This is a genomic window from Buttiauxella sp. AC142 (genome assembly GCF_979253435.1).
The window spans coordinates 3,092,052-3,114,890 of sequence record NZ_CEEDCH010000001.1 but is presented as its reverse complement, the minus strand read 5'-3'; the positions used below and the strand labels follow the sequence as shown (position 1 = coordinate 3,114,890).

Genomic DNA, 22,839 nt, shown 5'->3' with positions numbered 1-22,839 from the left:
GATAAAAAATGAGTAGCGTAGATATTCTAGTTCCTGACCTGCCTGAGTCCGTTGCCGATGCGACTGTTGCAACCTGGCATAAAAAACCGGGTGACACCGTGACCCGTGACGAAGTGCTGGTGGAAATCGAAACTGACAAAGTGGTACTGGAAGTACCGGCGTCTGCAGATGGTATTCTGGATGCTGTACTGGAAGATGAAGGCACCACCGTAACTTCTCGTCAAATCCTGGGTCGCCTGCGTGAAGGCAACAGCTCTGGTAAAGAGACTTCTGCGAAAGCAGAAAGCAAAGAGTCTACCCCGGCGCAGCGCCAGCAGGCTTCTTTGGAAGAGCAGAGCAATGACGCTCTCAGCCCGGCTATTCGCCGCCTGATTGCAGAGCATTCTCTGGATGCTAATGCCATTAAAGGCAGCGGTGTTGGCGGTCGTATCACCCGTGAAGATGTGGATAAGCATCTGACTCAGGCGAAAGCGGCTCAACCTGCTCAAGCTAAAGCGGCAGAAGAATCCAAAGCTCCGGTTGCGCCACTGGCTGGCCGTAGCGAAAAACGCGTTCCAATGACTCGCCTGCGCAAACGCGTCGCTGAACGTTTGCTGGAAGCGAAAAATTCCACCGCCATGCTCACGACGTTTAACGAAGTGAACATGAAGCCAATCATGGAACTGCGTAAGCAGTACGGTGAATCTTTTGAGAAACGCCACGGTGTACGTCTGGGCTTCATGTCCTTCTACATCAAAGCGGTCGTTGAAGCACTGAAACGCTATCCGGAAGTGAACGCTTCTATTGATGGCGAAGACGTGGTTTATCACAACTACTTCGACGTGAGCATCGCGGTTTCTACCCCACGCGGCCTGGTGACTCCGGTACTGCGTGATGTTGATACCCTGGGTATGGCTGACATCGAAAAACGCATCAAAGAATTGGCAGTGAAAGGCCGTGACGGCAAGCTGACAGTTGAAGATTTGACTGGCGGTAACTTCACCATCACCAACGGTGGTGTGTTTGGTTCCCTGATGTCAACGCCGATCATCAACCCGCCGCAGAGCGCGATCCTTGGCATGCACGCTATCAAAGATCGTCCAATGGCGGTTGACGGTAAAGTTGAGATCCTGCCAATGATGTATCTGGCGCTGTCTTACGATCACCGTTTGATCGATGGCCGTGAATCAGTGGGTTATCTGGTAGCAATCAAAGAATTGCTCGAAGACCCGACTCGTCTGCTGCTGGACGTTTAGTTTTAAAGCATCACCTGCACTGTAGGCCGAAAGCTGCGCGCCATCTGGCATGAATAGCGCACCGGCCTACAGGTTTATAACGATTACCCTGAAGGATGGATAGAACTCATGAACTTACACGAGTATCAGGCGAAACAGTTGTTTGCTCGATATGGCCTGCCGGCTCCAGTCGGTTACGCCTGCAACACTCCACGTGAAGCGGAAGAAGCAGCATCAAAAATTGGTGCTGGTCCGTGGGTGGTAAAATGTCAGGTTCATGCTGGTGGCCGCGGTAAAGCGGGCGGCGTGAAAGTGGTTAACAGCAAAGAAGACATCCGTGCTTTTGCTGAGCACTGGTTGGGTAAACGTCTGGTCACATACCAGACAGACGCAAATGGCCAGCCGGTTCACCAGATTCTGGTTGAAGCTGCGACTGACATTGATAAAGAACTGTATCTCGGCGCGGTGGTTGATCGTAGCTCCCGTCGCGTCGTGTTTATGGCGTCCACCGAAGGTGGCGTTGAAATTGAAAAAGTTGCGGAAGAAACCCCGCATCTGATCCACAAAGTTGCTCTGGATCCACTGGCAGGCCCAATGCCTTATCAAGGCCGTGAACTGGCGTTCAAACTGGGTCTGGAAGGTAAACAGGTTCAGCAGTTCACCAAGATCTTCATGGGCCTGGCGAACATCTTCCTGGATCGTGACCTGGCGCTGATCGAAATCAACCCGCTGGTTATCACCAAGCAGGGCGATCTGGTATGCCTCGATGGCAAACTGGGCGCCGATGGCAACGCATTGTTCCGCCAGCCAGAGCTGCGTGAAATGCGTGACCCAAGCCAGGAAGATGCACGTGAATCCCAGGCTGCTCAGTGGGAACTGAACTACGTTGCGCTTGATGGCAACATCGGTTGCATGGTTAACGGTGCGGGCCTGGCAATGGGCACCATGGACATCGTTAAACTGCACGGCGGCGAACCAGCAAACTTCCTGGACGTTGGCGGCGGTGCAACCAAAGAACGCGTAACCGAAGCATTCAAAATCATTCTGTCTGATGACAAAGTGAAAGCGGTTCTGGTTAACATCTTCGGCGGTATCGTGCGTTGTGACCTGATTGCAGACGGCATCATCGGTGCGGTTGCAGAAGTGGGTGTTAACGTTCCAGTGGTTGTTCGTCTGGAAGGTAACAATGCGGAACTGGGTGCGAAGAAACTGGCTGACAGCGGCCTGAATATTATTGCAGCGAAAAGTCTGACGGATGCAGCACAGCAGGTTGTTGCTGCCGTGGAGGGGAAATAATGTCCATTTTGATCGATAAAAACACCAAGGTGATTTGCCAGGGTTTCACCGGCAGCCAGGGGACTTTCCACTCCGAGCAGGCGATTGCATACGGTACGCAAATGGTTGGCGGGGTTACGCCAGGCAAAGGCGGCACTGAGCACCTCGGTCTGCCAGTATTTAACACCGTACGCGAAGCCGTAGAAGCAACAGGCGCTACTGCTTCTGTTATCTACGTTCCGGCACCGTTCTGCAAAGACTCCATTCTGGAAGCAATCGACGCAGGCATTAAGCTGATTATCACCATCACCGAAGGTATCCCGACGCTGGATATGCTGACTGTGAAAGTGAAACTGGACGAAGCAGGCGTGCGCATGATTGGGCCAAACTGCCCAGGCGTTATCACCCCAGGCGAGTGCAAAATCGGTATCATGCCAGGGCACATTCACCTGCCAGGCAAAGTGGGTATCGTTTCCCGCTCCGGCACGCTGACCTATGAAGCCGTTAAACAGACTACCGATATCGGTCTGGGCCAGTCTACTTGCGTAGGCATTGGCGGTGACCCGATCCCAGGCTCTAACTTCATCGATATCCTGAAGATGTTCCAGGAAGATCCGAAGACTGAAGCAATCGTGATGATCGGTGAGATCGGCGGTAGCGCTGAAGAAGAAGCAGCCGCTTACATCAAAGAGCACGTCACCAAGCCAGTAGTAGGTTACATCGCGGGTGTGACTGCACCGAAAGGTAAGCGTATGGGCCACGCGGGCGCCATCATTGCAGGTGGTAAAGGCACAGCGGATGAGAAATTCGCAGCGCTGGAAGCCGCAGGCGTGAAAACCGTTCGCAGCCTGGCTGACATCGGTGAAGCACTGAAAGCTATTTTGCCTCAGTAAGCAGAACTAATAATAAATGTTCGACATGGTTGGCCATCCGTTTGGGTGGCCTTATTTGTGGCTTATGATTTATTTGTTCACGAGAAAATAACTATAGATATCTATGATATTTTTTCTGACTCAAAGGAATGATTATACGTATTCTGCGATATCTCTATTTGCAGAGTCTCCCAATCACTAAGCTTGGCACTTCATACCTTCATGGATATTGAAGTGCCAAAAGTAGTTCTCATCTCTGAGAATACCGCGTGCCAAAGGATGCCTGGGGTACTTAATAATCGACACGTGTTTATGATTATTTACTATATTGCGTTGGGAACACACATCCTTTATTTGTTGCCCAAGCGCTGATGCAAACTATTATTATTCCTAGTAAAGCACCTCCGTACATACAACTCAGCATCAAGATTGAAAATGCTTTTTCTTCAAATTTAAAAATACGGGTATACATTTCAAACATGCCTGAAAATGAATTAAAATCTATACCTTTTTTTTTGCAGAAACGTACTCCTGAAAAAACAGCTATTAATGCCATAGAAAATATAATAAAGAATGCCACGACTCTGGTGATTATAATTACTTCACACATGTTTACCTCATCTAAAACAATGGAACGGATACGTTTGGGTTGTATGGTATTTTAATTTCCGGGCCAATGCCGGGACCTGCACCAATATATAACTCTGGCCATGATGATGTCTGCGTTACCTCGACACTAATAATTCCTAACCCAATTGCAAAACCCGCATTAGCTTTTAAATCTTTAGCTTTAGAACTTCTAAATTTCAGTCCACACGTTGCACTTGCACGTGCGCCAGCAGCAGCAACTGGGATGCTACCTAACCCGCTGATGCCATTATTTTCATTGTACGAAACAGTTCCTGATACACCAGTACCTAACGCTGCTGTTGCAGAGGCTCGACATTCTCTTGATATAGGATTAGGTGGTGCGAAAGGTGCCATAGATTTAGTTAATTCTTCTGGAGACGCTCCATTTTCAGTCATCGACTCGCCAAGCGAGGCTCGTTCTGTCACTCCCTTCCCCATGTTGATGCCCGTATATGAATGTAATCCTAAAGGGTCGATATGTATGAGTGGATTAAGTGGATACTGATAAGCATTCCACCCCCCCGCCAATCCAATCGGATCCTGCGTAATATACCGGCCCTGCTGCGGATCATAATAGCGATGCCGGTTGTAGTGCAGCCCTGATTCTTCATCGTATTGCTGGCCCTGCATTCTCAGCGGCTGTTGCAGGCTCTGCGGATTGTGTTCGCGGAGCACATTGCCCCACGGGTCGAGGGTGATGTGCCAGTCGACGGTGCCGGTCGTGTTAACCAGCGCCAGCGGCGTGCCCAGATGGTCGCAGTGGTACAGGTGGATTGTGCGGTCACTTTCCGCTTCGGGCTCCAGCCACAGGGCGAGGTTTTCCGCTTTCAGGCCAGTGGCGATGAGGAACTGCACCGTGTCGTCGCTGAGCTGGTTTTTGCGCAGCTCCTGCTCAATAAGATTCAGCCGCTGGTGCAGCTCCGGCGGGAAGGTGACCCCGGCGTCACGTTCGAGCTTTTCGGCCAGCGAGCTGTGGTTATCTTCTTTTTTTGTCTGCCCGACTCTCAGCAGCGGCACAAAGCTGCCGGGCTGATAAATCGTGTGCTGTTGCATGCCCTGGCTTTCGCTCAGCACCAGTCGGTCGCCGTCCCAGCCATACCAGCTGTGCTGCGTGTCGGTCTGTTTCGTTACTGGGTTTACAATGGCGGTGAGTTTACCCACCCGGCGGCCAAGCGGGTCGTACACATAGCGGCCCTGTGCGGTGGGCTTTCCGTCATCTTCCCGGGTGTAACGCGTCAGACGGTGGCTCTGGTCGTAATGATAATGGTGAGTTTCATCCGGGGCGTATTCCTCGCCGGTCCAGCCGGACAGATAACGGCGTTTTTCGGTGAGATAACCATACCGGTCGTACTGATACGTGTAGCGTTCATCCTGGCCGGTACGGTTATCGGGCCAGACATGGCGGTCTTCCGGTGCCGGGATAAAATCGTGCGCCAGCGTCACGTTGCGGTTGCCCGCCGGGTCGGTGAGGGTGGTGATAAAGGCGTCCGGCAACTGGGCACTCTCCAGCCGTCCCGACGGGGAATAGGTGTAATGTTGTTCGCCGTGGCCGGTGTGGATACCGGTCAGCAGCCCGGTGGCGCTGTAGTGATAATCGCGGTTCAGGGCAGGATGGGGGCCTGAGACGGACTGTTGTGCCAGTTGCCCGCGTGGCGTGTACGCAGCGGCGGACTGCCAGTCACCGAACTGACGGCGGGTTTCCCGGTGCAGACGGTCACGGGTCAGCTCGAGCAGGGGTTCATCGCCGAGTTTCACCCCGAGCAGATGGCCGGGGCCGTAGGTCTGCCACTGAATGTCTGGCAGTCCGTCATACGTGACGGCGGACTCAAAGCCGCGCGGGTCATATTTGCGGGCCACGCTGTACTCCCAGAGTCTGTCCCCCTGCGCATTGTGGATGAGCTGATGCCCGGCGGTGAGCTGCCCGTTACGGTTGTATTCATGGCGCACGCTGACCAGATGGTCTTCACTGCGGTGGGCCATGTCGGTTATCCGTCCCGCGTCATCATAACCGAACAGCATTTCATCGGGCGTGCCGTCGGGCAGGGGCGGTCGCTCACGGCGAATGAGACGGCCGTTGTCGTCATAGTGCCAGCGGGTGACCAGCCCGGCGTCCTCACTGCGCATCAGTTTTCCGGCCAGGCTGTACTGATAGACATGCTCGCGCCCGTCAAACCCGGTTTCGTGCACCAGCCGGTCCATGGCGTCATAGCGGAACTGTGTGCGCGCCTCGTTTTCATTTATCAGACTGATAATCCGGTCGGCAGCGTCAAACTCTGCCTGGCGGGTGAGTCCGCCGCGGGTCTGTGCGACTGGGTTGCCGCGTGCGTCATATCGCTGTGTGGTGGTGGTGCCGTCGGGATGCGTGATGGTCAGCAGGTCACCTGCCTCGTTGTACTGGCGGGTGGTGCGGGCAGCGGTGTTGTCTTCACTGGCAACAAGTCGCCCGCGGGCATCGTATTCGTAACGGGTGGAGAGCCCTTCTTCCGCCCTCATTTCCGTGACCTGGCCGTCGCGGTTATAGCGGTACTGTGTTTTGTACCCGGAGCAGTCGGTGTATGAGGCGAGCAGACCGTATGCATTCCACTCCAGTTGCTGGCGTCCCCCCGCCGCATCTTCGGTTGCTGAGGGATGTGCGCTTTTCTCATCCGCATAATGCCAGCGGCGGGTATGACCCATGGCATCGGTTTGTGCCGTCAGTCGTCCGCAAGAGTCATATTCCCGGGCCGTACGACTCCCGTCCGGGGCGGTGGTGCTGATGAGCTGATTGCGGGCGTTGTAATCAAAGCGGCTGACGGTGCCGTCCGGATACCAGATGGCCAGCAGGTTGCCGCTCACCACGTCCAGCTGATATTCGGTTTTACGCCCGGCGGCATCCGTCTGGCTGACCAGCCGCCCGCTGCCGTCAAATTCGCTGTGGATGTCACTGCCGTCGGGTTGTTCGAGTCTGACGACCCGCTTCAGGCCGCGTTTTCCCTCAAAGTGGTAGACGGTGACCCGCCCGAGGCTGTCAGTGACGACGGTCTGGTTGTCGCTGTACACGAACTGATAATTCAGCCCACCGGGGTTGGTCTGGGAAATGACGCGCAGCGTGTCGTCATAGACATAGCGACTGGCGGGACGGCCGGTGTGCTGATGGGCGACCATCAGGCCTGTATGTTGCGGGTGCCATTCGAAGTGACGCGTTTTTACCCCCGCCCGGTCATACACCGCCGCCAGCTCACCGCGCGGACTGTAGTCATAACGCACCAGTGGTGTTGACGGTAAATCGGGAAACGCCACATCGCGCACCAGCCAGACAGCGGCAAGACGAGTACCGGCTGGCAGCGTGGCAAGCTCCAGCCGGAACTGCCGCCCGCTGCTGTCCGTCACCGCAGTGACCTGACCGGCAAATTCCCCTTCAGCATCACGGCGATAGTGCAACTGATTACCGGAGCGGTCAGTCAGACCGGATAACAGACGGAACGGCGGCAACGGGCGCGGCAGCACGTCTTCCGGTGAAACCGGCAACTGAAAAGGCTCCAGTATCCACCACGGCCCGGTGGCGTCGTTTGCGACAAAGTACGTATGTGAATTTAGCCGAACGTCTGGCGGCAGCGCCTGCCACAGGCGGCTCAGGCGATGATTATCGGGCTGCGTATCCACACCCCCACGGGCGAGCCAGAGTTTTTCGGACGGGCTCCAGGCAATCGCACCCGGAGCCAGCAGGTCAAAATGAATACTGCGCCCACCGTTATCGTTAAGAATGAGCTCAGAAGAACGAATCTGCAGGCGAATATCTGTCGCCGACTGCCAGCCGGAGCCGAACGTGCCGACCGGGGCGGGTGTGTCGGTGCGGTAACTGCTGTAGCTACGGGTGAGCACAAAGGGTAAATGTGCCGGCAGGGCGACATCGGTTTCACCGGGCAGGACTTTAGCGCCCAGCACCGGGTTGACCGGATTGCCCACCGCAACACCTCCCGGGCAGACCGAACAGGCCACGCCGGTGGGCGCACCAATCATGACACCCAACGAGCCCTGAACAATCGGGCCACCGATTAACGTTGCGTCACCCTGACGCGCAGCAGGCATACCTGGCATGGTGAAATCCTTTTAATTAATACATTATCAATGGGTTGTCTGGCTAACTGCCAACGCTGTCAGAAGGCGCAGCAGGAGGCGGTGTGGTCATCCCACAATTCAGGTTTATCAGCAGGGCATCACTGTTCACGGCCGTTACGGCCTGGATATGCAGTTCCATCCCGGACAAAAATATTTTGCCGTCTTTAGTCAGAACAATTTTGGCTTTTCCGCAACTCAGTTCCAGATGGTCCCCGGCGGAGTGTTGTGACACTTTGCCCACACTTTCTGTTTTACGCTCACCCACACTGACGGTCATTTCCTTGCCGACATTGACAGCGTATTTCTGCCCGACCATCAGAGATTTGAGCAGTCCCACTTCTGAGGACTGAGCCAGGGCAACAGAGGTATTCATCACGCCTCCCACGCTGACCTGGTAAGCCAGTCCGACAGTTAATGCGCTGAGCAACCCGACCGTTTCTTTTTTGGCTGTGCCGATGGTTTCCGACTGATTCTGGCCGACAGTCAGGACCTGGTTGGCGGTGATGGTTTCCATCTGGTTGGCACCAATGCTTTGCACCTGGTTCCTGGCGATGGTGACTGCCTGGTTGCCGCCCACGTTTTCGCTGTGGTTAGCTGTTACTTCCGTCATCCGGTTATTAAGCACCACCGTCTTCATGTCCTTCTGGGCATGCATCGACAGCAGCTTCTGGCCTGTCTGGTCCTCAAACATCAGTTCGTTGTACCCGGCACCCTTATACGTCTGCGAGCGTATCGCCATCTGGGTTTTAGTCCCCGGCAGGTCGCCCGGTGCACGGTTGGCGGCGTGATAGGTGCGCCCGGTGATAATCGGCTGGTCCGGGTCGCCATTGAGGAAATCGACAATCACTTCCTGGCCGACACGCGGAATGGCGATGTTGCCGAATCCGGTGCCTGCCCACGCCTTGGAGACACGCACCCAGCACGAGCTTTCTTCGTTGGTTTTGTTGTAGCGGTCCCAGGCAAATTTCACCGTCACACGTCCGTGTTCGTCGCAGTAGATTTCTTCCCCGGCCGGACCGGTGACAATGCCGATTTGCGGGCCGTCCACCCGCGGTTTCGGTAGCGGCGCCGGGCGCCAGGTTTGCGTGGCCGGGATGACATGAAAACTGTTGGTGAGTGTGGTGCCCTGGCCTGAACTGCCGATATGCGCCTGCGGCTGGCTGCCGGTCATCTCGCTCGACACCACCTGCCACGGGCTGTTTAAATCTTCACGCGGATGGTCGGTGAGGGTGAACCAGCGCCCCGGCTGGAGCTGGGGGCAATTACTGGTGCCACTGGCAAAATCGACGTTATTGCGCCAGCCGTCCATCTGATATTTCGCAAAATCGGCACCGTGCTGTTCGTCTTTAAAACGCCCCGGATAGTCAAAGATTTCATAGTCCGGGCGCTGATACGACAGGTCTGTGCCTTCTTCCTGGTACTGCGCCTGCCAGCCGGGGGCGGTGAAGGTGTAGTCCTGAGTGGTGACTTTTGCCGGGCGGATTTGCGCGCTGCGGCAAAAGGTGTTGATGCAGTATGCGGACGATTCAGAGGCGGCATTCGGGTTATAGGGGAAAGCCCCGAGGCCGCGCAGGTTGCAGCGGTCATCGGTGAAGGTCAGTTTCTGGTCACGGTCGTCGAGATATTCATCCTCAAAAAAGAAAATGCCCTCTTCGGCGGCGAGACGGGCGATGAAATCGTAATCCGACTCCATAAACTGCACGCAGAATTCACGCGCCGGATGCGGACGACGGAACAGGGCGTCATGCGTGCGGATACGCATCTCTTTCAGCAGCTTTGCGAAGATGTACTGGATGTCGTAGTTCTGAAAACTGCGGCAGTTCTGCCGTTGTGAACTGCGCCAGAACTCCGGGCGCACCGTCATGCGGTAGAGCGTCTGGTGTTTTCCGGAATCGCCCTGCTCGCAGAAGGTGACCAGGCCACGCACCCGGCGCTTAATCACATCCCCCTGCCAGATAAGCAGGGTGGCTGTTTCATCAAGAATGGCTTTAAAGTCAATCGCCGGGTCGTGACAGGCGACGGTGATCTCCAGGCTGAACAGGGAGGAGAGGGACTGCTTTAGCGTAAAGTTCACCACCGCAAAGGTGTCCGCAGGTGTACGCCCGGCGGTGAAGGTAAAGCGGGTGCCGTCTGAGGCCATGAGGGAAGTCCTTTCCTGTCCGTGGAATTATTGACCAGAGTACATAGTCGCAACTGAACCATAACCCTGATAAATATAATAAAATCAATAAAGTAGGAGGGCTGGAAGATAAAGCGAGCCAAGAATGTTGGCTGTGATGTTGATCACAATATAGAAAATAAGAAAACGGACAGATCAATGCTTAAGATCTTAGAGATTGATGTTCATAGCACCATTCTGGTTGGTAACTTCAATGATGCTATGAGTGCAGTAAGGGGAGGGATTTATGACAGATTTAATGCTTACGCCGCGCCACCAACGTAAATTTGTAATCGTCGCTTTTAAAGATATTGCGGCTGAACTCAAACACCCGCCCATCCTTAAGATAGCCGCATGAAACCTTCTCAATAATCGGTTTGCTGGCATCAATTCCTAACGCTTTAACGACCTCTTCTGACGGCATCACCGGAATGATTTCTTGTTCGCTGCGGTCGATGACCATTTTCTTCACGTTCTCAATAAAGTGATATTTCGAGTTTTCCATAACTTCCCAGGTCAGGTCAGGGAACAGTGAGAGCGGCATCCAGGTTTCTTCCAGAGTGACGGGCTTTTGCTTGATAAAACGCACGCGTTTTACATGCCAGACTTTTTCATCCGTGGTGAGTTGTAAACGGGCGGCTAAAAGCTCATCGGCTTTGGTCACTTCAAAAATTTGCACTTCGCTGTGGGTTTCGACGTTCCGGTCAGCCAGTTTTTCGTAGAAGCTGGTCAGCTGATAAATATCGTAATTGACCTTTTCTTCCTTAACGTATGAACCGCTGCCCTGAATGCTCTCAATGATTTGCTGCTCGGTAAGCTGTTTTAGCGCCTGGCGTACGGTGACACGACTGACCGCAAACTGAGCCTGCAACGCTGATTCAGTCGGCAGCGCATCACCAGGTTTCAGTTCACCGTTTTCAACCTGCTGGCGGATAGCATCGGCGATCTGACGGTACATCGGTTTCTTAGCCACCACGTACTCCCCTGAGAACATTAAAAATCATGGCGAATCATAGCGCCATTCATCACGACTGTTAACTGATAAGTATTAATACAAATTTAATACAAATATTCTTTGCAGTGAAATTGATCACATAAAGGTATTGTTTTGCTGTGTAAGCTTACGGCAACTGGAACCGACTCCTTACGAGGGAATGATGAACCTGACGGCGTTGACTCACCCCGATTTGGTCACACTGCAAACAACATTTGCCAGTCGTGATGAAGCGATACATACAATGGCGAAACAACTGGCTGCGGTTGGAAAACTACATAGTCTGGAACAATTTCTGACTGAAGTTTTTTCACGTGAAGCGCAGGGGCCAACTGCTCTCGGTGAAGGGTTGGCAGTGCCGCATGGTAAAACAAATGCGGTAAAAGAAGCGGCATTTGCGGCCGCGACGCTTAAAACGCCTGTTGAGTGGGAAGGTGTAGACGGGCCGGAAGCGGTGCGGATGATCTTCTTGCTGGCCATTCCTGAAGGCGAAGCCGGTTCAACTCATATGCAGCTTTTGACTTCTCTGACTACCGTACTGGTTGATGATGAAGTACGCGAAAAAGTGATGCATGCAACATCGGTCGACGAGTTTCTGGCGCTGTTAAACAACGAGCCACAAAGTGTCGTGGTTGAAGAAGATGCTTCTCGCCCGACGATCGTTTGTGTCACGGCATGCCCGGCTGGCATCGCGCACACTTATATGGCGGCGGAATATCTGGAAAAAGCCGGGCGCAAACTAGGTATTAATGTCTATGTCGAAAAGCAGGGGGCGAATGGTATTGAGGGGCGTTTAACTGCGCGGCAAATCAATCAGGCGCATGCTTGTATATTTGCCGCCGAAGTCGCTATCAAGGATGTCGAGCGCTTCAAAGGTATCCCGTCAATTACGACACCGGTTGCTGAACCCATCAAACATGCCGAGCGTATTTTGCAGCAGGCGCTGGCATTGAGAGCGTCATTTGATGAACGCCTGGAGCAGCAAGATTCGGCGCAATCTGCACCTGGTTTTAAAACTGAATTAAAACAGGCGTTACTGAGCGGAATTTCCTTTGCCGTTCCGCTGATTGTCGCGGGCGGAACAGTGTTAGCTGTAGCCGTTTTGCTGGCGCAGATTTTTGGTTTGCAGCATTTGTTCGATCTTGAAAATTCATGGTTGTGGATGTACCGCAAACTTGGCGGTGGAATGCTCGGCACGCTGATGGTGCCGGTTCTGGCGGCATATACGGCTTATTCCCTGGCCGATAAGCCTGCACTTGGTCCTGGTTTTGCTGCAGGGCTTGCGGCAAACATGATTGGCTCGGGTTTTCTCGGTGGGGTGGTGGCCGGTTTAATCGCGGGCTATTTAATGCGTTGGGTGAAAAAGCACATACGCCTCAGCCCTAACTTCAATGGTTTTCTTACGTTCTACCTTTATCCAGTGATTGGCACGCTTGTCGCCGGCAGTCTAATGCTGTTTGTGATTGGCGAACCCGTCGCGTGGATCAATGCCTCTTTAACTCATTGGCTTAATGGTTTATCCGGCAGCAACGCATTGTTGCTGGGCGGGATTCTGGGCTTTATGTGTTCGTTTGATCTGGGAGGCCCAGTGAATAAAGCCTCTTACGCATTTTGCCTCGGGGCGATGGCGAACGGCGTGTATGGCCCATACGCCATCTTCGCCTCCGTCAAAATGGTTTCAGCTTTTACGGTTACGGCTTCCACATTGATCGCTCCAAAACTGTTCAAAGATTTTGAAATTGAAACGGGTAAATCGACCTGGTTGCTCGGTCTTGCCGGGATCACGGAAGGAGCGATCCCGATGGCGATTGAAGATCCTATTCGTGTGATTGGTTCATTCCTCGTGGGATCGGTTGTTACGGGGGCGATGGTGGGTGCAATGAATATCGGTTTATCGACACCGGGGGCAGGTATTTTCTCTTTATTTTTACTTCATCCTGGCGGTCATAGCGGCATGGCTGCGGCGGCAGGGTGGTTTGGTGCAGCGCTGGTCGGCACCATTATTTCAACCCTGATACTGATTTTGTGGCGTAAACGCGCGGTTAAGCAGGGCAAATATTCCACTGAAAGCGTTTTATCGTAATCACTCAGAAGTAAGGCAAACAAGAATGAAAGCTGTATCTCGTGTTCATATAACTCCCCATATGCATTGGGACCGTGAATGGTATTTCACGACCGAAGAGTCTCGTATCCTATTGATAAATAATATGGAGGAGATACTGACTCGCCTTGAGTGTGATCCTGAATATAAATACTACGTACTCGACGGGCAGACGGCGGTACTGGAAGATTACTTTGCGATTAAACCGGAAAATAAATCTCGTGTGAAAGCGCTGGTCGAAGCGGGCAAGCTGATCATCGGACCGTGGTATACGCAAACAGACACCACTATTGTTTCCGGGGAGTCCATCGTGCGCAACCTGATGTACGGGATGCGGGATTGCCTGGCATTTGGGGAGCCGATGAAAATTGGTTATCTGCCGGACTCGTTTGGGATGTCAGCACAATTGCCGCATATCTTTAACGGTTTTGGAATCAAGCGCGCAATGTTCTGGCGCGGTTGTTCAGAACGCCACGGCACGGACAGAACCGAATTTTTGTGGCACAGCAACGATGGTAGTGAAGTTGTCGCCCAGGTGCTGCCGTTGGGTTACGCCATTGGCAAATATTTGCCGGATGATGAAGTTGGGCTGCGTAAGCGCCTCGACACTTATTTTGAAGTATTGGAAAAGGCTTCTGCAACGCAGGAGATTTTGCTACCAAACGGGCATGATCAAATGCCGCTACAACAAAATATTTTCACGGTCATTGATAAATTGCGCGAGATTTACCCTCAGCGTGAGTTTGTGATGAGCCGTTTTGAGGAAGTATTCGAGAAAATTGAAGCATTGCGCGAGAAGCTTGCCACGCTAAAAGGGGAGTTTATCGACGGCAAGTACATGCGAGTGCACCGCACCATCAGCTCGACACGCATGGACATTAAAATCGCTCATGCGCAGATTGAAAACAAAATCGTCAATATTCTGGAGCCGCTGGCGTCTATCGCGTGGTCGCTAGGTTTTGAATATCACCACGGCCTGCTGGAAAAGATGTGGAAAGAGATCCTGAAAAACCATGCGCATGACAGTATCGGTTGCTGTTGTAGCGACAAAGTTCACAAGGAGATCATGACCCGTTTTGTACTTGCAGACGATATGGCTGAAAATCTGATTCGTTTTTACATGCGTAAAATTGTCGACAATATGCCTGCTACACAAGCCGACAAACTGACGTTTTTCAATATGATGCCCTATCCGCGTGAAGAGGTAATCAACACGACTATTCGCATCCGTGCCAGCCAGTTCACGCTTAAAGATGGACAGGGCCACGAAGTGGAGTATTTCATTCGTGAGGCGCGGGAAATCGACCCAGGTTTGGTTGACCGGCAAATTGTGCATTACGGCAATTATGACCCGTTCATGGAATACGATATTCAGCTCAGTCAGGTTCTGCCCGCGATGGGTTATTGCACGCTGTATGTCGAAGGGAAGAAGCCTGGCCTGCAACGTAGTGTACCGGTGCCGACGCAAGCTCTGTTGGAAAACAATTTCTATCATATCGCCCTCAACCAGAACGGCACGCTACGTATTACTGATAAATACACTGGCCTGAGTTATGACCAGGTTTTGCAACTGGAAGACGGTTCCGATGACGGCGATGAATATGATTATTCCCCAGCTAAAGCCGAATGGTTGATTTACTCAACTTCGAGCGCGCATGTTTGTGAAGTGAAACACGAAGCATGGCAAAGCATGGCGACATTGAAGCTGCGCATGGCGTTACCTGAGAATTTACAACAGCGGGCAGTGCGCGAGACGAGTGGTTATCTGGATGCTGAATGTCATGTCACGCTTGCACGCAATAGCCGTCGTATTGATATCGAAATACAACTCGATAACCAGGCTTACGATCACCGGGTGAGGGTGTTGATACCGACGCCATTCGCATCGACAGCGGTGTTGGCAGATAACCAGTTTGGGACCATTACACGCCCCGTCGAAGATACGGCGATGGAAAACTGGCAGAAGGAAGGCTGGAAAGAAGCCCCGATTCCGGTATGGAATTTACTCAATTACGCCGCATTGCATGATGGTAAACAAGGTCTGGCGCTGTTTACCGACGGATTGCGTGAGTTTGAAATCATCGGTGAGAAAAAAGACACTTTTGCGCTGACGCTTTTCCGTTCGATTGGTGTTTTGGGCAAAGAAGAATTGGTGTTACGTCCGGGACGACCATCCGGCATCAAATTGCCAACCCCTGATTCTCAACTACGCGGAAAGTTGAGTTGTCGTTTTAGCCTGATGGCATTTAGCGGTTCGCCGACGGCGGCGGGAATTGCACAACATGCCCGCGCATGGCTGACACCGGTGCAGTGCTACAACAAAATTCCATTTGATGCGATGAAACTCAATCGGGCAGATTTTGAAACGCCGGGTACATTTAGCTTGCTTACGATGCCTTCGGTAGGATGTATGCTCAGTGCCCTTAAAAAGGCGGAAGACCGTGATGAATTGATTATTCGCATCTTTAACCCCGACGAACAACACCATGGAGAGGGAATGGTGACTAGCACACTGCCAATTACTGACTGGCAGGAGACGGGAATGGATGAAAAACCGTTGCTACAACAATCAGAAAGGGTGGGGCAGTTTGCTGTGGTTAAGCCTTGCCAGTCGCGGACATTTAGCCTTGCGATAGACTGTTCCAGATAGCGTTACTGTTTCTGTCTTTTTCTCAGGCCACGTTTTTACGTGGCCTTTCTGTTTTTCAGTCCACAGCAACATTTTGCTAACCATATCAAAAATAATGACTTGTTAAACATTTCATCATTAAAAGTAAATTATTTGTTAATTATGAGCAAAAAAAGAAATGAACAGCAGAAAATACCGTGAGGTGATTAATGCTGTGCTTCATTAATGCGGAGGATTTAATTTCCGGGCCTGGCTTCAAATAAATAACTTTTGTTTATAGATATCATTCATGCATTAACGAAAATGACTTTTGCAAAACATATCATTAACAACAAGTTCACCATTCATTGTTATGAGGAACTAAATTAACAAACAGGGAATAAATTGCGCTAGATCAATATCTAAAACTAGCAAGTAGGGTGCAAAAGCGCGTAAATTGTTGCAGATCAAGATGGCGGTTAGTGGACATTTTCGCTATAAATTGATCACTGTCTAGAAACGTAAATAAGCCTTAGCAATTACCTATTTATCGTAAGGGATTTGCAGGGTAATATATTTGCGGATTATTTTTGGGTTTTTATTAACGTGTTTGTAACCTTTCATCTTCTTCATTGCATACAAATAATGAGAGGGTGGAGTTTGGAAGCCAATGTTTTTGTATTAGGGCATGCGTTGTGGTGAACCATCGGGTGAACCACGGTCGGAGTCTTCATGCGAAGAGCAAGGAGTCAAGATGTTTGATATTGTCGAACTGTCGCGCTTACAGTTTGCCTTGACCGCGATGTACCACTTTCTTTTTGTGCCACTAACGCTCGGTATGGCGTTCTTGTTGGCCATCATGGAAACGGTGTACGTTCTGTCAGGTAAGCAAATTTATAAAGATATGACCAAGTTCTGGGGCAAGTTGTTTGGTATCAACTTTGCTTTGGGCGTGGCCACCGGTTTAACCATGGAGTTCCAGTTCGGCACAAACTGGTCTTATTACTCGCATTACGTGGGTGATATCTTTGGTGCCCCTCTGGCCATCGAAGGCCTGATGGCATTCTTCCTTGAATCCACATTCGTGGGTCTGTTCTTCTTCGGTTGGGATCGCCTCGGCAAAGTCCAACACATGGCGGTAACCTGGCTGGTGGCACTTGGCTCCAACCTTTCCGCGCTGTGGATTCTGGTGGCGAACGGCTGGATGCAGAACCCAATTGCCTCCGACTTTAACTTCGAAACCATGCGTATGGAGATGGTCAGCTTCTCCGAATTGGTGTTGAACCCTGTTGCACAGGTGAAATTCGTTCACACAGTGGCTTCTGGCTACGTGTGCGGTGCGATGTTCATCCTCGGTGTGAGTTCTTACTACTTGCTTAAAGGCCGTGACGTTGCATTCGCGAAACGTTCATTTGCCATCGCTGCAAGCTTTGGTATGGCGGCTATCCTGTCTGTCATCGTGCTGGGTGATGAATCCGGTTACGAAATGGGTGACGTGCAGAAAACCAAACTGGCCGCTATTGAAGCTGAGTGGGAAACTCAACCAGCTCCAGCAGCATTTACGCTGTTTGGTATCCCGGACCAGGATAAGCAAGAAAATAGCTATGCGATTCAAATCCCATACGCGCTTGGCATCATCGCCACCCGCTCTGTGGATAAGCAAGTGATTGGTTTGAAAGATCTGATGGTGCAGCACGAAGAACGTATTCGTAACGGCATGAAGGCTTATAGCCTGCTGGAACAGTTACGTGCCGGTTCGAAAGATCAGGCGGTTCGCGATAACTTTGAATCGGTTAAGAAAGACCTGGGTTACGGTCTGTTGCTGAAACGCTATACGCCGAACGTCGCCGACGCGACGGAAGAGCAAATTCAGAAAGCAACCAAAGACTCTATCCCACGCGTTGCTCCGCTGTACTTTGCATTCCGTATCATGGTCGGTTGTGGCTTCCTGATGCTGTTTATCATCGCGACTTCGTTCTGGACCGTAACACGTAATGCAATCGGCTCGAAAAAATGGCTGTTGCGTGCGGCGCTCTATGGCATCCCGCTGCCATGGATTGCGATTGAATCTGGCTGGTTTGTTGCTGAATACGGTCGTCAACCATGGGCTGTGGGTGAGGTATTGCCAACCGCGGTTGCTAACTCCTCGCTGACTGTGGGCGATCTGATCTTCTCCATGGTACTGATTTGCGGCCTTTACACGCTGTTTATGGTGGCGGAATTGTTCCTGATGTTCAAATTTGCTCGCCTTGGGCCGAGCAGTCTGAAAACAGGTCGCTATCACTTTGAGCAGTCCAATGTGGCTTCTCAGCCGGCACGCTAAGACAGGAGTCGTCAAATGATCGATTATGAAGTATTGCGTTTTATCTGGTGGCTGCTGGTTGGCATTTTGCTGATTGGTTTTGCAGTCACCGACGGCTTTGACATGGGCGTGGGCATGTTGTCTCGCATCATTGGCAAATCTGACGTTGAACGCCGCATTATGGTGAACTCCATCGCCCCGCACTGGGATGGTAACCAGGTGTGGCTCATCACTGCTGGTGGTGCGCTGTTTGCTGCCTGGCCGATGGTTTACGCTGCTGCGTTCTCCGGCTTCTATGTAGCGATGATTCTGGTACTGGCTTCTTTGTTCTTCCGTCCGGTAGGTTTTGATTACCGTTCGAAGATTGAAGACATGCGCTGGCGCAACATGTGGGACTGGGGCATTTTCATCGGTAGCTTCGTGCCACCGTTAGTCATTGGTGTGGCGTTCGGTAACCTGCTGCAAGGCGTGCCGTTCCACGTTGATGAGTATCTGCGCCTGTACTACACCGGTAACTTCTTCCAGTTGCTGAACCCGTTTGGCCTGCTGGCTGGTGTCGTGAGCGTATCCATGATCCTTGCTCAAGGTGCTACTTACCTGCAAATGCGTACTGTGGGTGAACTGCATCTGCGTGCCAAAGCCGCTGCGCAAATTTCAGCGCTGGTGATGATGGTGTGCTTCGCATTGGCTGGTGTTTGGGTTATCTACGGGATTGACGGCTATGTTGTGACTTCAGAATTGAATCACCATGCAGCTTCTAACCCGCTGACTAAAGAAGTCGCTCGTCAGGCAGGTGCCTGGATGGTGAACTTCAATAATATGCCTATCCTGTGGCTCATCCCTGCACTGGGCGTGGTTCTGCCGCTGCTGACTGTGTTGATGTCGCGTCTGGAGAAAGGTGCCATGGCATTCCTGTTCTCTTCATTGACTCTGGCTTGTGTGATTCTGACTGCTGGTGTGGCGATGTTCCCGTTCGTCATGCCTTCAAGCACCATGCTGAACGCGAGTCTGACCATGTGGGATGCAACATCCAGCCAGCTGACGCTGAACGTGATGACCTTTGTTGCTGCGGTATTTGTGCCGATCGTTCTCATCTACACCATCTGGTGTTACTGGAAAATGTTCGGTCGAATCACCAAAGAGCATATCGAAAGCAACACCCACTCTCTGTACTAAGTAAGGAGCTGATTATGTGGTACTTTGCATGGATTCTGGGGACGCTTCTTGCCTGTGCTTTTGGCATCATTACCGCCCTGGCACTTGAGCACGTAGAAGCTGCTAAAGCGGGTAAAGAAGAAATTTAATGGAAGGAATTATCGCAAAGCTGTATGCGGTAATGGATAAGAGCCCTTTAAGGGCTCTTTCCTTGATCATGGCACTTATCCTGGCCGGATGTATGTTTTGGGACCCGTCCCGCTTTGCGGCAAAAACCAGTGACCTGGCAATCTGGCACGGTTTTTTGTTGATGTGGGCTGTTTGCACCGGTGTGATACATGGTGTGGGTTTTCGTCCACGTAAAGTGCTGTGGCAGGGCGTTTTTAGTCCGTTGCCTGCGCTATTAGTCCTGCTGGCAGGGCTGGCTATTTTCTTCTTCTGATGCTTCTTTAAGCTTGAAGATTTTTACACACATTTTATGGGCTTTAACAAGCCCATAAATATTTACCTAACGTTTAATGCAACCCATTCCCAACCCCCATCCTCTTGCGTATAGTAGCAACGTTTAATTGCATTACCGGGATGTAAAGTGAGTACAACGCTGTTTCGATGGCCGGTTCGTGTCTACTACGAAGATACCGATGCCGGTGGTGTGGTATACCATGCCAGTTATGTTGCTTTTTATGAAAGAGCACGCACCGAGATGCTGCGCCATCACAACTTCAACCAGCAAGATTTGTTGGCGGAGCGCGTCGCCTTTGTTGTTCGCAGAATGACAGTGGATTATCTGGCGCCGGCCAGACTCGACGATTTACTCGAAATCCAAAGTGAAATTACATCGATGCGTGGTACCTCTATGGTATTTACACAGCGAATCGTCAATGCCGATAACCAGGTGCTCAACGAAGCTGAGGTCCTGATCGTCTGTGTTGATCCACACCTAATGAAGCCTCGTGCGCTTCCCAAGTCTATTGTCGCGGAGTTCAAGCAGTGACTGACATGAATATCCTTGATTTGTTCCTGAAGGCAAGCCTTCTGGTCAAATTTATCATGTTGATTTTGATTGGTTTTTCCATTGCATCATGGGCAATCATTATTCAGCGTACGCGCATCCTCAATGCTGCTACTCGTGAAGCAGAAGCATTTGAAGATAAGTTCTGGTCGGGCATTGAATTGTCCCGTCTCTATCAGGAAAGCCAGGGCCGCCGTGACAATCTTGCTGGCTCTGAACAAATTTTCTATTCAGGCTTTAAAGAGTTTGCCCGACTGCATCGTGCTAACACGCACGCACCTGAAGCAGTTGTTGAAGGGGCATCTCGCGCCATGCGTATTTCCATGAGCCGTGAGCTGGAAACGCTGGAAACTCATATTCCTTTCCTCGGAACCGTGGGTTCAATCAGTCCGTATATCGGTCTGTTTGGTACGGTTTGGGGGATTATGCACGCCTTTATCGCACTCGGTGCGGTCAAACAAGCGACATTGCAGATGGTTGCACCCGGTATCGCAGAAGCACTGATTGCAACTGCAATCGGTCTGTTCGCTGCAATCCCTGCGGTTATGGCGTATAACCGCCTGAATCAACGTGTGAACAAACTGGAATTGAATTACGACAACTTCATGGAAGAGTTCACGGCTATCCTGCACCGTCAGGCTTTTACCAGCAGCGATAAGCAGTAAGGGGTAAGTCATGGCCAGACGTGGACGTGGGCGTGGTCGTCGGGAATTAAAGTCCGAAATTAACATCGTTCCTCTGCTGGACGTACTGTTGGTGTTGCTGCTTATTTTTATGGCAACAGCTCCAATCATTACACAAAGCGTTGAGGTAGATTTGCCGGATGCGACAGATTCGCAGACGGTGAGTAGTAACGATGAACCACCGGTTATTATTGAAGTTTCCGGGGTAGGGCAGTACAGCGTGGTGGTTGAGAAAGACCGTATGGACCAGTTGCCATCTGAACAGGTTGTTGCGGAAGCACAACGTCGTTTGCAGGCAAACCCGAAAACGGTCTTTTTGATCGGTGGTGCGAAAGATGTTCCTTACGAGGAAATCATCAAAGCACTTAACATGCTGCATAGCGCAGGTGTGAAATCCGTCGGTTTGATGACGCAGCCAATCTGATCCATCTCGCGATATTTGGGAACCGATAGTGTCAAAGGCAACCATAGAAAACGATAAGCTCAAGCGCGCGATAATCGTCTCAGTGATCCTGCATATCATTTTGATTGCAGTCCTGATTTGGAGTTCGTTTGACGAGCACATCGACGCCAGTGCTGGCGGCGGTGGAGGTTCGGCTATTGACGCGGTCATGGTCGACCCTGGTGCTGTTGTTCAGCAGTACAATCGTCAGCAACAGCAGCAGGCGAGTAGTAAACGTGCTGCCGAGCAACGCGAGAAACAAGCGCAACAACAGGCTGAAGAACTTCAGGAAAAACAGGCTGCTGAGCAACAGCGTCTGAAAGCTCTGGAGAAAGAACGCCTCGACGCGCAGGAACAAGCGAAGCAGCAAGCAGACCAGCAGAAACAGGCGCAAGAAGCTGCTAAAGAAGCGCAAGAGCAACAAAAGCAAGCTGAAGCAGCCGCGGCGAAAGCTAAAGCAGATGCTAAAGCGCAAGCTGATGCTCAGGCAAAATCTCAGGCTGACGCTCAGGCGAAGGCTGCAGAAGAAGCGGCGAAGAAAGCTGCTGCGGATGCACAAAAGAAAGCGACTGAAGAAGCAGCTAAAAAAGCAGCTGATGCAGAGAAAAAGGCGGCTGCCGAAGCTGCCGCTGCGGCGAAAAAAGCTCAGCAGGAAGCCGAAAAGAAAGCTGCCGATGCTGAGAAGAAAGCTACGGCTGAAGCTGCCAAAAAAGCTGCTGCAAAAGAAGCTGCTGAGACTGCTGCGGCAGAAAAAGCGGCTTCTGAAAAAGCGGCGGCCGATAAGGCTGCTGCTGCAAAAGCTGCTGCTGATAAAAAAGCCGCAGCAGATGCTAAGAAAAAGGCTGCTGCTGATAAAGCTGCTGCCGATAAGGCCGCCGCTGCGGGCGTTGACGATCTATTTGGCGACCTGAGCTCTGGTAAGAATGCGCCGAAAACGGGTGCGGGAGCGAAAGGTAATAGCGCAGCTGCTGCTGGAAAAGGGAATACTAAAAATAATGGCGCTTCTGGTGCTGAGATCAATGGTTACGCAGGTCAGATAAAAGCAGCAATTGAGAGCAAGTTTTACCAGGACCCTGCCTTCAGCGGCAAGACCTGCTCATTGCGCATAAAACTGGCTCCTGACGGCTTACTACTTGATATCAAATCAGAGGGTGGCGATCCGGCTCTTTGCCAGGCTGCCATCGCGGCAGCGCGTCTGGCGAAGATTCCGAAACCGCCAAGCCAGGACGTTTATGAAGTTTTCAAAAACGCGCCTATCGACTTTAAGCCACAGTGAAATTTTCCTCGCGAAAGTG

17 protein-coding genes are annotated in these 22,839 nt (G+C 51.7%); 13 read left to right on the top strand and 4 right to left on the bottom strand.

Translation table 11 applies throughout. The features are described 5' to 3' along the window. Positions 1-8 precede the first annotated feature (8 nt). The 3 genes from odhB to sucD all read left to right on the top strand — a co-directional run bounded on the left by odhB (position 9) and on the right by sucD (position 3,382). On the top strand, positions 9-1,235 hold the full coding sequence (odhB, locus tag AC0IWZ_RS14505) for a 2-oxoglutarate dehydrogenase complex dihydrolipoyllysine-residue succinyltransferase (protein WP_115627746.1): 1,227 nt from the start codon (positions 9-11) through the stop codon (positions 1,233-1,235). Between the two features lie 108 nt (positions 1,236-1,343). Continuing rightward, on the top strand, positions 1,344-2,510 hold the full coding sequence (gene sucC, locus AC0IWZ_RS14500) for an ADP-forming succinate--CoA ligase subunit beta (protein ID WP_034497176.1): 1,167 nt from the start codon (positions 1,344-1,346) through the stop codon (positions 2,508-2,510). After that, the gene (sucD, locus tag AC0IWZ_RS14495; protein ID WP_259266692.1) at positions 2,510-3,382 is read left to right on the top strand and encodes a succinate--CoA ligase subunit alpha; all 873 of its coding nucleotides are present in this window, start codon (positions 2,510-2,512) and stop codon (positions 3,380-3,382) included. The genes sucC and sucD overlap by 1 nt, the downstream gene beginning before the upstream one ends. 295 nt (positions 3,383-3,677) lie before the next feature. On the opposite strand, the gene AC0IWZ_RS14490 is transcribed toward sucD, so the two are convergent. The 4 genes from AC0IWZ_RS14490 to AC0IWZ_RS14475 form a co-directional block, all read right to left on the bottom strand. Continuing rightward, positions 3,678-3,971: a hypothetical protein gene (locus AC0IWZ_RS14490; RefSeq protein WP_410373397.1), complete on the bottom strand. Its 294-nt coding sequence runs from the start codon at positions 3,969-3,971 to the stop codon at positions 3,678-3,680. Between the two features lie 11 nt (positions 3,972-3,982). After that, positions 3,983-8,068, bottom strand: coding sequence for an RHS repeat-associated core domain-containing protein (locus AC0IWZ_RS14485; protein WP_471676961.1), 4,086 nt, complete (start codon positions 8,066-8,068; stop codon positions 3,983-3,985). A 43-nt stretch (positions 8,069-8,111) separates the two neighbouring features. Continuing rightward, positions 8,112-10,229: a type VI secretion system Vgr family protein gene (locus AC0IWZ_RS14480; RefSeq protein WP_471676962.1), complete on the bottom strand. Its 2,118-nt coding sequence runs from the start codon at positions 10,227-10,229 to the stop codon at positions 8,112-8,114. Positions 10,230-10,503: 274 nt separating this feature from the next. Beyond that, the gene (locus AC0IWZ_RS14475) at positions 10,504-11,220 is read right to left on the bottom strand and encodes a GntR family transcriptional regulator (RefSeq protein ID WP_471676963.1); all 717 of its coding nucleotides are present in this window, start codon (positions 11,218-11,220) and stop codon (positions 10,504-10,506) included. 184 nt (positions 11,221-11,404) lie between these two features. Between AC0IWZ_RS14475 and mngA the strand changes: the two genes are divergently transcribed. The 10 genes from mngA to tolA all read left to right on the top strand — a co-directional run bounded on the left by mngA (position 11,405) and on the right by tolA (position 22,820). Beyond that, the gene (mngA, locus tag AC0IWZ_RS14470; protein WP_471679041.1) at positions 11,405-13,324 is read left to right on the top strand and encodes a PTS 2-O-a-mannosyl-D-glycerate transporter subunit IIABC; all 1,920 of its coding nucleotides are present in this window, start codon (positions 11,405-11,407) and stop codon (positions 13,322-13,324) included. Positions 13,325-13,349: 25 nt separating this feature from the next. Further along, a complete protein-coding gene (gene mngB, locus AC0IWZ_RS14465) occupies positions 13,350-15,992 on the top strand; it encodes a mannosylglycerate hydrolase (RefSeq protein WP_471676964.1) in 2,643 nt (880 codons plus the stop codon). Positions 15,993-16,704: 712 nt separating this feature from the next. Continuing rightward, positions 16,705-18,273, top strand: coding sequence for a cytochrome ubiquinol oxidase subunit I (gene cydA / locus AC0IWZ_RS14460; RefSeq protein ID WP_471676965.1), 1,569 nt, complete (start codon positions 16,705-16,707; stop codon positions 18,271-18,273). Between the two features lie 15 nt (positions 18,274-18,288). Then, on the top strand, positions 18,289-19,428 hold the full coding sequence (cydB, locus tag AC0IWZ_RS14455; protein ID WP_034497152.1) for a cytochrome d ubiquinol oxidase subunit II: 1,140 nt from the start codon (positions 18,289-18,291) through the stop codon (positions 19,426-19,428). A gap of 14 nt (positions 19,429-19,442) precedes the next feature. Continuing rightward, on the top strand, positions 19,443-19,556 hold the full coding sequence (cydX, locus tag AC0IWZ_RS14450) for a cytochrome bd-I oxidase subunit CydX (RefSeq protein ID WP_064512614.1): 114 nt from the start codon (positions 19,443-19,445) through the stop codon (positions 19,554-19,556). Continuing rightward, positions 19,556-19,849 (top strand): cyd operon protein YbgE, encoded by a 294-nt coding sequence (ybgE, locus tag AC0IWZ_RS14445; protein ID WP_034497148.1) that lies wholly within the window; start codon positions 19,556-19,558, stop codon positions 19,847-19,849. Before cydX ends, ybgE begins: the two co-directional genes overlap by 1 nt. A 147-nt stretch (positions 19,850-19,996) precedes the next feature. Then, on the top strand, positions 19,997-20,401 hold the full coding sequence (gene ybgC, locus AC0IWZ_RS14440) for a tol-pal system-associated acyl-CoA thioesterase (protein WP_034497145.1): 405 nt from the start codon (positions 19,997-19,999) through the stop codon (positions 20,399-20,401). Next, on the top strand, positions 20,398-21,084 hold the full coding sequence (tolQ, locus tag AC0IWZ_RS14435) for a Tol-Pal system protein TolQ (RefSeq protein WP_072009447.1): 687 nt from the start codon (positions 20,398-20,400) through the stop codon (positions 21,082-21,084). The genes ybgC and tolQ overlap by 4 nt, the downstream gene beginning before the upstream one ends. A 10-nt stretch (positions 21,085-21,094) precedes the next feature. Next, positions 21,095-21,526 (top strand): colicin uptake protein TolR, encoded by a 432-nt coding sequence (tolR, locus tag AC0IWZ_RS14430; protein WP_064559844.1) that lies wholly within the window; start codon positions 21,095-21,097, stop codon positions 21,524-21,526. 28 nt (positions 21,527-21,554) lie between these two features. Then, on the top strand, positions 21,555-22,820 hold the full coding sequence (gene tolA / locus AC0IWZ_RS14425) for a cell envelope integrity protein TolA (RefSeq protein ID WP_471676966.1): 1,266 nt from the start codon (positions 21,555-21,557) through the stop codon (positions 22,818-22,820). Positions 22,821-22,839 lie beyond the last annotated feature (19 nt).

Bases quoted from the DNA above. Each gene is read 5' to 3' on its own strand.
- odhB (WP_115627746.1), top strand. From the start codon at position 9: ATGAGTAGCGTAGATATTCTAGTTCCTGACCTGCCTGAGTCCGTTGCC.
- sucC (WP_034497176.1), top strand. From the start codon at position 1,344: ATGAACTTACACGAGTATCAGGCGAAACAGTTGTTTGCTCGATATGGC.
- sucD (WP_259266692.1), top strand. From the start codon at position 2,510: ATGTCCATTTTGATCGATAAAAACACCAAGGTGATTTGCCAGGGTTTC.
- AC0IWZ_RS14490 (WP_410373397.1), bottom strand. From the start codon at position 3,971: ATGTGTGAAGTAATTATAATCACCAGAGTCGTGGCATTCTTTATTATA.
- AC0IWZ_RS14485 (WP_471676961.1), bottom strand. From the start codon at position 8,068: ATGCCAGGTATGCCTGCTGCGCGTCAGGGTGACGCAACGTTAATCGGT.
- AC0IWZ_RS14480 (WP_471676962.1), bottom strand. From the start codon at position 10,229: ATGGCCTCAGACGGCACCCGCTTTACCTTCACCGCCGGGCGTACACCT.
- mngA (WP_471679041.1), top strand. From the start codon at position 11,405: ATGAACCTGACGGCGTTGACTCACCCCGATTTGGTCACACTGCAAACA.
- mngB (WP_471676964.1), top strand. From the start codon at position 13,350: ATGAAAGCTGTATCTCGTGTTCATATAACTCCCCATATGCATTGGGAC.
- cydA (WP_471676965.1), top strand. From the start codon at position 16,705: ATGTTTGATATTGTCGAACTGTCGCGCTTACAGTTTGCCTTGACCGCG.
- cydB (WP_034497152.1), top strand. From the start codon at position 18,289: ATGATCGATTATGAAGTATTGCGTTTTATCTGGTGGCTGCTGGTTGGC.
- cydX (WP_064512614.1), top strand. From the start codon at position 19,443: ATGTGGTACTTTGCATGGATTCTGGGGACGCTTCTTGCCTGTGCTTTT.
- ybgE (WP_034497148.1), top strand. From the start codon at position 19,556: ATGGAAGGAATTATCGCAAAGCTGTATGCGGTAATGGATAAGAGCCCT.
- tolR (WP_064559844.1), top strand. From the start codon at position 21,095: ATGGCCAGACGTGGACGTGGGCGTGGTCGTCGGGAATTAAAGTCCGAA.